The organism is Citrobacter sp. Cm038 (assembly GCF_030333105.1).
In the GTDB taxonomy this organism is placed as follows: domain Bacteria; phylum Pseudomonadota; class Gammaproteobacteria; order Enterobacterales; family Enterobacteriaceae; genus Citrobacter; species Citrobacter murliniae.
This window is the reverse complement of the sequence record NZ_JAOWGO010000024.1, coordinates 357,919-370,311: the sequence shown is the minus strand read 5'-3', so window position 1 is coordinate 370,311 and position 12,393 is coordinate 357,919. Positions and strand designations below refer to the sequence as shown.

9 protein-coding genes are annotated in these 12,393 nt (G+C 37.9%); 6 read left to right on the top strand and 3 right to left on the bottom strand.

The genetic code is table 11. The features are described 5' to 3' along the window. Positions 1-5 precede the first annotated feature (5 nt). From OGY01_RS19025 to OGY01_RS19000, 6 genes are all read left to right on the top strand, one after another. Positions 6-785, top strand: a complete 780-nt coding sequence (locus OGY01_RS19025) for an ABC transporter permease (protein WP_286493521.1) — start codon at positions 6-8, stop codon at positions 783-785. Beyond that, positions 782-1,447 (top strand): ABC transporter ATP-binding protein, encoded by a 666-nt coding sequence (locus tag OGY01_RS19020; RefSeq protein WP_048222111.1) that lies wholly within the window; start codon positions 782-784, stop codon positions 1,445-1,447. Before OGY01_RS19025 ends, OGY01_RS19020 begins: the two co-directional genes overlap by 4 nt. Before the next feature lie 69 nt (positions 1,448-1,516). After that, entirely contained in the window at positions 1,517-3,928 is a 2,412-nt protein-coding gene (locus OGY01_RS19015; protein ID WP_048222109.1) for a glycosyltransferase, read from the top strand. After that, a complete protein-coding gene (locus tag OGY01_RS19010) occupies positions 3,925-4,845 on the top strand; it encodes a hypothetical protein (protein ID WP_286493520.1) in 921 nt (306 codons plus the stop codon). The genes OGY01_RS19015 and OGY01_RS19010 overlap by 4 nt, the downstream gene beginning before the upstream one ends. Before the next feature lie 322 nt (positions 4,846-5,167). After that, complete coding sequence (locus OGY01_RS19005; protein WP_045439521.1) at positions 5,168-6,262, top strand: stealth family protein; 1,095 nt, start codon at positions 5,168-5,170, stop codon at positions 6,260-6,262. 55 nt (positions 6,263-6,317) lie between these two features. Next, positions 6,318-7,106, top strand: coding sequence for a hypothetical protein (locus OGY01_RS19000; RefSeq protein WP_045439524.1), 789 nt, complete (start codon positions 6,318-6,320; stop codon positions 7,104-7,106). 248 nt (positions 7,107-7,354) lie between these two features. Here the strand turns inward: OGY01_RS19000 and OGY01_RS18995 are convergent, their stop codons facing one another. From OGY01_RS18995 to OGY01_RS18985, 3 genes are all read right to left on the bottom strand, one after another. Next, on the bottom strand, positions 7,355-8,602 hold the full coding sequence (locus OGY01_RS18995; protein WP_286493518.1) for a capsule polysaccharide biogenesis protein: 1,248 nt from the start codon (positions 8,600-8,602) through the stop codon (positions 7,355-7,357). 14 nt (positions 8,603-8,616) lie between these two features. Beyond that, entirely contained in the window at positions 8,617-10,641 is a 2,025-nt protein-coding gene (locus OGY01_RS18990) for a capsule polysaccharide biogenesis protein (RefSeq protein WP_286493516.1), read from the bottom strand. 62 nt (positions 10,642-10,703) lie between these two features. Further along, complete coding sequence (locus OGY01_RS18985; protein ID WP_200011381.1) at positions 10,704-12,374, bottom strand: polysaccharide biosynthesis/export family protein; 1,671 nt, start codon at positions 12,372-12,374, stop codon at positions 10,704-10,706. Positions 12,375-12,393 lie beyond the last annotated feature (19 nt).

Sequence of the window (12,393 nt, the reverse complement as noted above, 5' to 3'; positions counted from 1 at the left end):
TGGCCATGGCGAGAAATTGCATTGAAATCCAAATTTCAGTAATTAAGGCATTATTTTTACGGGAAGCTAAAACACGATTTGGAAAATATCGTCTTGGATACCTTTGGGCTATATTAGAACCTGCTGCTCATCTTATGGTAATGTTAGTTATCTTTGGATATATAATGCATCGCACAATGCCTGATATATCTTTCCCGGTTTTTTTGATTAATGGTATTATTCCCTATTTCATTTTTAGTGACATATCCATTCGGTCAGTTAAAGCAATTGAAGCTAATCAGGGACTATTTAATTACAGACCAGTAAAACCAGTAGATACAGTAATTGCAAGGACTTTGCTGGAAATGGTTATTTATATCCTTGTCTATCTGGTTCTGATGGGGATTCTTAGTTTGTGCGGTGAGATTTTTTCACTTGCTCGTGTATTACTCTTATTTAGTACATGGTTTTTGCTCATTATATTTTCATGCGGTGTGGGACTGATCTTTATGGTGATAGGAAGCTCACACCCAGAAACAGAAAAGTTTCTTCCTATCGTTATCAAGCCACTTTACTTTATTTCATGCATTATGTTTCCACTTCAGGCAATTCCTAAGCAGTATCAGTCCTATGTCCTTTGGAATCCCATCGTTCATGTTGTCGAACTTAGCAGAGAGGCCGTTGTTGCTAACTATACTAGCGATGGAGTGAGTTTTGGCTATCTGGCTATTTGTGCACTAGGGATCTTTTTTCTTGGTTTAGCCAGTTATTGGTTCCGGCGGAGAGCAATGCTAACTTCATCATGATCAAAGTCGAAAATTTAACGAAATCATATATCACGTCGAAAGGGCGTCACTACGTATTCAAGGATTTAAACTTTGAGTTACCAACAGGTAAGAGTGTTGCGCTGATTGGGCGTAACGGTGCAGGTAAATCTACATTACTTCGTATGATTGGAGGTATCGATCATCCAGATAGTGGAATGATAACAACCGATCAAACTATTTCATGGCCAGTAGGATTGGCAGGAGGGTTTCAGGGGAGCTTAACTGGTCGGGAGAATGTGAAATTTGTAGCCAGGCTTTATGCTGCAAAAAATGATTTCAGAGAAGTTATTGCTTTTGTGGAGGAGTTCTCTGAACTAGGAAAATACTTTGACATGCCGATTAAAACGTATTCTTCGGGGATGCGATCGAGGTTAGGTTTTGGATTAAGTATGGCATTTAAATTTGATTATTATTTAGTTGATGAAATTACTGCTGTTGGTGATTCGCGATTTAAAAGAAAATGTGACTTGATATTTTCTGAAAGATCAAAAGAAATGTCATTACTAATGGTGTCACATAGTGATGAATTATTGAAGAAATATTGTAATATGGCTATTGTTATAAATAATGATAATGAAGTGTTTATATATGATGATGTAGTGGAAGCGTTAACTATATATCATGAATCCGTTCTTAAATAAACACACTAAAAAATAAGTATAAATGACGATTGCTTGTTAATTACAAAATCTATGGATGGGTGCTTTTATATGAGGAATTCGGTAAAGAATCGGGAAGATCTTCTTGTTCTAATAAGTGAAAAAGGTGGTGAGCAAGCGAGAGATAATGGATTTTCTTATTTTGCACATAGAATTAATGAGGGGTTTAAAAATACTTATTATGTTTGTGGGCGTAACAATATAGATAGCGATAAGCTAAAGCCATATTCGAAAAACGTTATCATAAAAGATAGTTTAAAACATCGATGGTTATTCTATAAAGCAGATTACCTTGTACTTAATGATGGCTATATGGATGTGTTCCCTTCTTTCAAAAAAAAGCCTCTCAGCAGAGGGTGGTCTCCTATTATATATTTACAGCACGGAATTATATCATATAAAAAAGTACATTTTTATAAAGGGCATTATAATGGAAGGATTAGATATTTCCACACATCTCTAAGCTCGGAATATAAAATTGTAAAAGATGTTCTTCAACCTCAGAAAGACATAAAACAAACATATAACATTATTCTTAAACATAAGATATTTTATTTGCGAAGTTATTTTGATAGGAATGATTTGCGTGGCTTTTATAGATATATATTAAGTAATTATTACAATGATAGAAGATCAGTGGACTCCTCTGATCTTCAGATTCTTAAACGGTTAATAACAAATATTGGCTTCTTATCATGCCGATTAGTCAATAGTGGTCTTTCTAGACATGAAAATCTTCAATACATAAGAAAAACCAATCAGAATATGTTGTTCTTTTTTACCTGGAGAGATGATTGGACTATTAAGGGAAAAGAAAATACGTTTCTTTCACTTGTGAAAAAAATAAAAGATAGTACAAGAATCATGGAGTATGCTGATAACCACAAATTGAAGGTAGTTTTTTATCTGCATGAGAAAATTTTATACTTACAGCGTGAGGTTGAAGAAATTTTTGAAGGAAATATAGGGTTTGTTGGTCAAAATGATTTCAATGTTGTCCTTAAAGATACAGCATTATGCATTACTGATTATTCTTCCGTGTCTTTTGAGTTTAACCTGTTAAATATACCTGTTATTTTTCTTCAGTTTGATTACGATTTTTACAAACATGAACGTGGGCATTTTATGAACTCGCCTAATGATTTTTTGGGAGTAACGGTCAGAACAATAGATGAATTGGAAAATATATTTTCTTTTGAAAACTTTGATAAGGCATTGACATTAAAGGCCAGACGTAATCGTGCCATCGTAAGACAGGACTATCCTAATTTTGGTAAATCAAATTATCTTATAGATAAGTTGCTCGAAAAAAAACAAAATCATATCGTATATTTTTGTTATAACTTATATGGTGTCGGAGGAACAGTTCAGACTGTAATTAATCAAGCGAATTACTTAGTATCAATTGGTTATATGGTCACTGTGATATCATTACGTAGAACAGAAGCGATACCCAAACTCAATTTAGACCCGAGTGTAAGATTAGAGTATCTTAATGACGCAAGAAGCAAAGGTAAGTTTCGAAATAAATATGAAAACTTGCTATCAAAATTTAAATCAAGGTTATTTAAGAAAACTGAAGATTTATATTCTGGATTGTCTATTTTAACCGATTTAAAACTAATTCTTATTCTACGAACACTGAGAAATTGTACTCTCGTTGGTACTTTTCCCGGATTATGTGTCAATATCATAAAATATAGTCATAATTCCAATGTTGTTATGGCTCAGGAGCATAAAGAATTTAGTTCACATAGTGATGAAATCCAACAGTCGATACTGAGGACTTACCGGAAAGCACACAAAGTGATCGCATTAACAAGATTCCAAAAGGAGGAGTATATTAATAATGGTATATTTAATGTAACAAATATACCTAATGGAATCGAAGATAAACTTTCTATGATTAAAGGGTGTAGCAATATACTCTCTCCTAAGAGAATAGTATCATTTGGTCGACTAGTTGAAATAAAACAATTTAATTTATTGATAGAGTCTTTTGCTTTAATTGCTAAAAAATATCCAGACTGGAATCTTGATATATATGGTGATGGTGATAAGAAAGAATCATTATTAAAAATGATTGCAGATTATGATTTATCAGAACAAGTAAGGATTTGTGAACCAACATCTTTGGTTTATGAGGAGATTTATGCTAGTTCATTCTGTGCTCTTACTGCGTTCAAAGAACCTTTTGGTATGGTTTATATTGAAAGTTTTAGCATGGGTAAACCGGTTATTAGTTATGACATTGGTTATGGGCCAAAAGAATTTTTGAAAGATGGCTATAACTCTCTTATATCACCTTGCTTTGATACCGTAGATTTTTCCAGAAAAATGGAAATGCTAATGAATGATGAAACGTTACTAAAAAAACTTGGTGAGGGGGCACGAAGAACGTATATAGATCACTATGAAATTTCAAAAGTTATGAAGAGTTTTATTAACGAGTGCTCTAAATGACAAAATTAACCAAACTACTAACTAAGCCACGTTTGTTCTTCAGTGATGCGTTAGTAAAAAGAACTAATAGTCTAATAGTAAATGGACATAAAGCTATGAAACAAGAGAATGGGAATGCTCAACATCTTTTAGCAGTAAACAATGGAACGGTTAGAGTCAATTTAGTTATTATTGATAATATTGATAATTTAAATAAAAATAAAAGTAATGTATTAAAATATCAATGTAGGACATTAGAGAAATATACATATTTCGATAGAGTGTCATATATATCGGATTCTATTGAAAGTTCTAATGCTAATTATGCAGTGTATAAAAGCTATAATGATTTCTATGAGAAAGTTATATCCAGAAGCTCACTTCGACTTGAGTATTTTGTTTTTGTTGGACTGAACTTTTTCTTCTTACGCGAGGCTGGCTTTGATTATTTTGTTAATGAAGAAATGTCAGGTATTACTTATATAAAAAAACAAATATCAAAAAATAATACATTGCAGGATTTATTTTCTAGCATTTATGGCAGTTTTGAGTACAAATTTAATCCTGTGGAGAATTATTGTTGCGTTAATAATTTAATTTTAAATCAGTATCATCAAGTTTTATTTAAAATAAATGATTTGGATTCTTACTTTTTTAAATTTCTGCCGGTTGTAAATGCTGTAAATTGTTACGGAAGAAATTGCTCGGAAACTAAAATACAATTTGCCAATCTTAATGGAGGTCATCATGAGAAACTAACATGGTTGCAAACTGTTCATGGTTCTGGTAGGTGTCCATTAGCAATTACATTTAATAAGATGAGGAAGGAAGTTGATGAGGAATACTCTACTTTTCTCGACTCTATAGTGCCACATACTTCTAAACTCGAAAATGAAATTATTATTAGTATTCCAAAAAACAAACTAAACTTAGAATAAATAAATTCGAGTATACTAACTTTTTGAATGAATACTGGCCATTATTGTTATAGATGATCACGATCAAAGGTCTCTAATGGAGATAATATCTTATTAGAGATCTGATTGTTTATTTTAAAATTCGTAGCGTTGATTAGGTTTTGAAATGGATTTATATCAAAAGATTTTATATGCTAACGGTATATTTATTGAGTGTATTAAGATGATGTGAACGTCAATATATAAGTACACTTCTAAATTAAATATCTTTCTGATAATCGTATAGTTTGTTGTACTCTGGATATACTTCAAATTTTATATTTGTTGATGCTGAGGTAAATTAATGTTTCGGAAAATAAGAAAACTTTTCAATCGACCTAATATTTTTTTTAGAGATGCCTTGTTAAATAAATATCCTCTTCATCTCACCCAGGGAGTAACTCATTTTGGTGGGGAAAATAGCATCATTGATGCTTGTGAAAATATTGATAATCAATTCATTCCTGATTTTGACATAGATGTGGTTTATACTTGGGTTTCGGATCTGGACCTGCAATGGAAAAATAAAAGAGACACTTATTCTCATCTGTGGGACGGTCATACGACACCTCATGCACTAGAAAAATCTAGGTTTGATGATCATAATGAAATTTACTATTCGCTATTAAGCTTGGAAATGTATATGCCCTGGGTTCGTAATATCTATATTATTACGGATTCTCAAATTCCTCCGACTCCTATAGGTATTAGAGAAAAAGTACATATTGTAGACCATCGTGATATAATTCCTGAAAAATATTTACCAACTTTTAACTCTCATGTGATCGAAGCATGTCTTCACAATATTAATGATCTGTCCGAGCATTTTATCTATTTTAATGATGATTTTTTTGTGGCACGTGAAATCAGCGCAGCTCATTTTTTTCACTCAAATGAAATTGCAAGTATATTTATTGGGAATAAAAATATAAATTTCGAACATGATAAACTTACATCTACATCAATAGCTTGTAAAAATAGCAATGATCTTTTTTTGGAGATGTTTGATATAACTTTTAATCATAATCTTGTTCACACTTATGTGCCGCTACGTAAAAGTTATTATATATTAGCGTATGATATCTTTGGTGAGCGTATTTTGAATTTCTTAACTAATAAATTTAGGTCTACAACAGATATAAATATGGCTACTTTTTTTGTACCTTATCTACAGTATATTTATGGCGTGTCAACGCCTAAAATTGATATAAGCTACTATTTTAATATCCGCTCACCAACTGCGTCATTCTACTATGATCGATTACTAGATGCGAAAGCTGGCAATAATTTACCCCATTCTTTTTGTGCAAATGATTTTAGTTCTTGTGAATTTCCATATGCAAATTGTCATGATGAGTTTAATAAGTTCGCGCAAAAATTTTACGATTATTTTAATTGATTAATTAAGTTTTGTGAAAATATCCAATAAATGATGTGAGTAGATAGGGATTATTATGGCATTTCATGAGAAAAAATTCGATCATATGAATGGAACAACTATAACATATATTGAAGATCCATATCCTATTGAAAATTATCGAGGAGAGCGAAAATTAATAATTATTTTTCAATCTCTTGGTGATGAAAAATCAAGTGATGATGATAAACGATATCCTTATACTCTTTTAGCCGGTCTAAAACACTTTAACGTCAGGAAGATATATATTAAAGATGATCATGGGATGGTTGGCGATTATTATCTTGGTATTAATGGAACTCTTAATACTAAAGATGCAGTAATTTACTTTATAAATGAGAAAATTAAAGAATATAAACTCCTTAAGGAAGATGTCATAATGTTAGGTTTTTCAAAGGGAGGATACGCTGCATTGCTTTTTTCTCATGAAATTGGGGTAGGTGCTGCTATCTGTGCAATACCTCAGTTTGATTTAGTTAAATGGATTGATAAATTTAAGTCCCATCTTTCGTATATATACCCTAAGGAAGCGAGTGACTCTGATAAAGAGTTTTACTCTGAGCATTTAGGTGAAGTTATTAGGAGAACATTGACTCCTCCAGGGAGGATATATCTAGTTACATCACGAAATGATGAAACATATTCTGATCATATACCTCATTTAATAGATGCTATTAATTATATGAAAAGAAGTAAACTTATTGTTTTTCACAATGATGAAATGTATGTCACTCGCCACAACAATGTTGTTAAAAATTCATTAAATGAAATTATGTTTTTCATAAGTAGTGAGTTGGTTTCATCTCGATTAAAAAATAATATGTGATTTATATCAACCCCATGTATTGAAAATTTAAAACGTGAAAGTAATTTGGAGTTTTATATTGTCAAAAATGGCTTGAGGTATGGTAAATATTATACAGCGATTAAATATCAGCGGTGAGTAGGGAGATGGATTGTTATCCATGTTTCATTGGACGGGATATGATGAAAAATATAGAGCAAAAAACAAATGGTTTTATAAGTATTATGGATTTAGGTTTCTAGGATTAATTAAATGTAAGTATTTTGAAGTCACTGTAAGAACCACTTCCCTTCAGTAATATTCTTTTTATGAGTCACCTGATATTGCACCATTTCAGGTGATTTCTTTCCATAAAACACTGCATTAATTTGAGTGTTTACACGTAAATATTTGCTGAATTTCTTGAATAACCTCGTGTCAGGCTTAAAGTGAGCACCCCAGTATTGATTTAAATGTCCTTGGTAAGTCAACCCTTTAATATCATATAGAGCTTGCCCTAATACCTTAAGTGGCTTATTGTGAATAAGCGCAGATATCCCAGCAGTGCTATTGATAGTTATGACGGCTTTCGTATGGGTCAGCAAACGTGGCATTGGCAGATCGTGCACATAAATCACCCTATTACTTACACCATATAGTTTGCCTAATTTTTTAATTAACGGTGCATACAGGCGGTGTCCGCGATCCATCGGATGGTGTTTGAACACCAAAAAATCTGCTGGTGAAGCTTTTTTAGAAAATGAGTACATAACATCATTAATATAATTACGCACATCCTTATACGGGCTATGATTTCGAATCTGGCTGTCGTTGTATACTTGTAGAATGGCCAAAAAGTAGCGTTTATCCAATGTTGTTTTCAGCAACGTCATCACGTGTCGTTCTTTGTAGCGATACCACTGTTTACGCCAGCCAGCACGGATCCAACATTTGGCTTCATACCAGGGGGAAAAGACTTTATGGTGTCTGTATTGAGGAAATTGGGTCCGATATATCCAACTGATCAGGTAATACCAAATAGCATGCCAGATACGCAGGTTAGTTGAAGGCTTTAAACTCTGAACCTCCAGCTCCGGTTGTGGGGGTAAATTGCGGTAAAACTCTGGCTCTCTAGGAATTGAGGAATAAGCATTAACGCCGCCTTTCTCGAGAGTAATGAAGTGCGGTCGTAAGTACCCCTCTTCAAAGGCCAGAAAACGTACCCCTTTGGCCTGCGCCCAGCGTTTTGCTGCCTGATGTAATTGGCGGCAATCACCAAAGCACAGAATGGTATCAAATGGATTTTCTTGCCATGTCTCTTTTAACCAATGTGGAAACTCCCTCGGTGTCTTCGTGTAGGCCAGATATTGCCGCTTCCGGCAATAAAAACGGTCGCCGGCATTAAAAACAACATTAGTGGCTTTACGTCCCTGCGATTCCAGCCATTCCGCCATCTCATTGAAAAACGGTCCCATTGGTCCTTGTAGTAGCAAGTAACTCTTACCAGAGAGAAGTGTATTGATCGTATTGCTGTTCATAGAGATCCTTCTCGTTATCTTGTTTTCATGGCGTTATAAAGCATTTGCAATTTTCGACTTTGCCGTTGCAGATACTGGCTTGCTCTGTGTTGGTTGAGACTTAAGTTCTGGCGCTTTTGAGCCAGCAACCAGTCAATGGCCATTTCAGGTGTAATGCACAGTTTCAGCTCCGGGTGAATGTAGATGGGGTAGCTAATCAGCGTTTGGTACAGCAAGTCGTTGAGTGAGATGCAGTTCTGTCGGCGCTCACAGGTGTGTTCATCAGTGGTTAACCCCCAGCCAGCATAGAAGGGAATGCCGTAGCAAAAGACTTTTTTACCATGTATGAGGGCTTCAAATCCTGATAGCGACGTCATAGTATGTACTTCATCAACCTGCTGAATACACTCGATAATATCGGCATCAAGTGCCACGCAATCAGCCAGTTGTTGCATATCTTTTTCTGCTATATGTCCAGGACGATTACCCACCAGAACGTCCGGGTGGGGTTTATAGATGATGAAGGCATTGGGGTAACGAGCACGAACGGTCTGCAATAATGCCAAATTAGTGTTGGTGGACCGTGTTCCGCGAGCCATGGAGGCATCGTTTTCAACCTGACCGGTAACCAGTAATTTTCGTTTCCCCGCGGTTACGCATGGAATTACCCATTGTTCACCAAGGTTATATTTGCTGAGTTTGGTGGCTATCAACTTTTGCCTCAGCGCTTCGGCACGTTGCTGCTGTTCTTTTGTCAGATGTGAATTGTTTAGTAAATTTTCCAGATCGCTTTGCCGCGTGGCATCGTAATAGATACCTGTTTTGTCGAGAACCAGGGATAGAGGAGGCTGTAGATCTGAACCCAAACCGGAAGATCGCAAGAAACCGTCTTCCATTCGCCAAACGGGAATCTCGCGCTGTGATGCTGCCACATGCCAGCGTTGCTCTCCTTTGATCCCCCATACCACGCAGATGTTGGCCCCCCGTCCACTGCGTGAGAAATTGACATGGTTTGTAGGTGTAGCCAGAAAAGGTTTTACTATGCTGCTTTTCCAAAGCGTCATACCCGGAGCCCAGAGATTTCCGTGGCGAGTCAGAAGGTATGTGCGTTGTAAATGGAGATATTCCAGCACATTTAATAGCGTACCAGGGTTACCTGTATACGGGTCGATATAGCGGCTATATTGCAGCCAGGCAGCCGCTACCAGAGCGGTAAGTGGGGCGCTTCCTCGGCGTGCGGCAAGTCTATCTGCGAATTGATGCCGATCATCGGTCAGGCCCCATCCTGCGTACCAGGGCAAACCGAAACAAATGACCTTTTTACCTGCCATCAGCGCCTCAATACCATATTGTGATGTTACGGTATAAACGGTAGAGACATGCTGTAGCAGTGATTGTGGGCTGAAATCTTCAGTTATAAGTCGAATACTTGGATCCTGGGCCAGGTTGTCAAAATATCCTTTCTTCTTACCTGTCAAAACATCAGGATGTGTTTTAACCCAAATTTCGCCTTCAGGCTGCTCCCGTTTGGCACAGGACAACATCTCTGCGAATTGTCTCTCACTGGCACCGCCCAGAGTGATGGATACATCCCCGTAGGTTTGATCAATGACCAATGTCACGCCAGCATGGTGCCCTTCATTAAAGGGAAGTGAGTGGTTGTATTTTGAGAGATCGTTCTCAACCATGAAGGCCATCGCCCGCAGAGCATCGTGTTGTAAATGTGGCTCTTTAGCTTCCTTCTGAATGAGTACTTCCAGGCGGCTGGGACGGCTGGCATCGTAGTAAATGCTTAAATCATCAACGACCATGCCTAAAGGTGGCGCTCCATTGATGCCCAACCCTAATGAACGGGTAAAACCGTCTTCCAACCGCAGTATTGGCAGCCCGGCCTTTTTAGCCTGTTCTATTGGACGCTGAGAGACGGCTCGCTCTCCCCAGACGGCGATCGCGTCGACTGAATTTGGGGCCGAAAGATGTGACAGTTTATGGCACGCTTCACCTAAAAAATTCTGAAGGTGCGGGATCTGCCAGATACCTGAAGAGTAGATGCCTATCATCCTGAATGGCTTCCATGTTAGTGTTTTTTTGGTGGCGGAATCTCTCCGCCACCCTCTTTGTCTTACAGGTCCAGAATGACTTTTGCTGCTACAGCCAACTGATAAAGAATGGTGGAAATACCCCGTGTGACTTCCAGATTTTTAGTTTCATACATCGGCAGTACCATGATTTCATCGCCAGGTAGAACGTCGTCTACGTCGTCGGCATCCACCGCCGAACCATCCTGGTGAATAACGATGATTTTCGACTGACCGGACTTTTGAGTCAGACCGCCGCACTTCTCAATGTAATCATCCACATCCAGCTTCTCGTTCCAGGATATTGCGTTGGGAAAAAGAACCGAACCATGGATCATAACTAATGAGGTTTTCTCCGGGATCGTAATAACGTCGCCATCTTCCAGGATGACGCTATCAAGATTACTTCCGTTAAGGACGACCTGACCTTTAGGCACCACGTTACGTGCTTTTGCTACGAAACGACTGACGAGTTGGGCTTCCTGCACACGCAGTCGAGCTTCTTCCTGCGTAGCGGATTGAGAGGACAAAGAAGCCTCTTCCAGTTTTTGCAAAGAGGTATTCAGCATCTCTTTCTGACGGGTCGCCACTGAGTGGCGGTAAAGCTGAATACTACTGAGTTGCGACATGTTGTTAGGTTTAATCTGCGCCAGCACCTGTTTCATTGTGGAGCCGTATGGCAATACGACAGCATGTTCACCAGAGTGAGCGCCTTCAATGCGAATCTGTATGGTGCCAGCGTAGCGGTCGGAGCTGATGATAAGTTTATCGCCATCCTGCAGGATTTTGCCTGGTGAACTGTTTAGTGGGTGATACTCCGTCCGCTTCATTGCCCCCTGCTGGCGGATAATAGTGAAATGCGTTGCTCCCGGTTTGGGACGCGACCATGCCAGCGCTTCTGAAACGGGAATGGTGCTATTGTGGAACTCGAAGTCATAGCTGTTATAAACATCACCTTCTACGCTAAAGGTGTATTGTCGAGGGCCGACGATAATTGTATCCCCATCGGAAAACTGAGAAAGATTCAGTGAACCATTGAGCAGAAAATCATAAAGATTGACGTGTGCACGTACACTCTTACCACGTTTCACAGTGATATCCACGTAGCTTCCTCGCTCACTATCCACTCCGCCCGCTTTACTCAGATAAGAGAGCAGCGAATCGGAGGCGACGCCGCCATATAGCCCGGGATTTCTGACGTACCCTGTGACGAATACTTTTACCGGTTGCGCCTGAAGAAGCGAAGCATAGACGTTGACATTCGACTGATAGACTTCTTTCACTTTGGTCGTCACTCGACTGTTTAACTGGCTGTTATTTATGCCGTTAACGTTCAGTGGGCCGATGTTGGGGACAAAAATGTTTCCTTTGGGATCGACGGGGAGGGCTCCGTCAAAATTAAATGCTCCCCACAATCTAATCTGAATGGTATCGCCAAGTCCGATAATGTAATTGGGATTAAAGCCGATACTGGCACCGCTATCAGCGGTGGTACCGGTAAACAGCTGAGCACCGAACATACGGCTTAACACCGGTGCAGGCGTTGGCATCGGTGTGTTATCAAAGCCGCTGTTGTCCGTGGTCTGTGTTTTGGCTACGAGTGCTTCAGGGAGTGCTGCAGCACCGGTTAGCTGCTGATCCGCAGTAATTCCGACAGCCAAAACTTGGCAGGATAGTAAGATGCTCAATACAAGAATCGATTTAACTAATTTCATAATAGACTCTGTCATTTAT

Coding starts and splice junctions, on each gene's coding strand:
- OGY01_RS19000 (WP_045439524.1), top strand. CDS start 6,318: ATGGCATTTCATGAGAAAAAATTCGATCATATGAATGGAACAACTATA.
- OGY01_RS19020 (WP_048222111.1), top strand. CDS start 782: ATGATCAAAGTCGAAAATTTAACGAAATCATATATCACGTCGAAAGGG.
- OGY01_RS18995 (WP_286493518.1), bottom strand. CDS start 8,602: ATGAACAGCAATACGATCAATACACTTCTCTCTGGTAAGAGTTACTTG.
- OGY01_RS19025 (WP_286493521.1), top strand. CDS start 6: ATGGCGAGAAATTGCATTGAAATCCAAATTTCAGTAATTAAGGCATTA.
- OGY01_RS18985 (WP_200011381.1), bottom strand. CDS start 12,374: ATGAAATTAGTTAAATCGATTCTTGTATTGAGCATCTTACTATCCTGC.
- OGY01_RS19015 (WP_048222109.1), top strand. CDS start 1,517: ATGAGGAATTCGGTAAAGAATCGGGAAGATCTTCTTGTTCTAATAAGT.
- OGY01_RS18990 (WP_286493516.1), bottom strand. CDS start 10,641: ATGATAGGCATCTACTCTTCAGGTATCTGGCAGATCCCGCACCTTCAG.
- OGY01_RS19005 (WP_045439521.1), top strand. CDS start 5,168: ATGTTTCGGAAAATAAGAAAACTTTTCAATCGACCTAATATTTTTTTT.
- OGY01_RS19010 (WP_286493520.1), top strand. CDS start 3,925: ATGACAAAATTAACCAAACTACTAACTAAGCCACGTTTGTTCTTCAGT.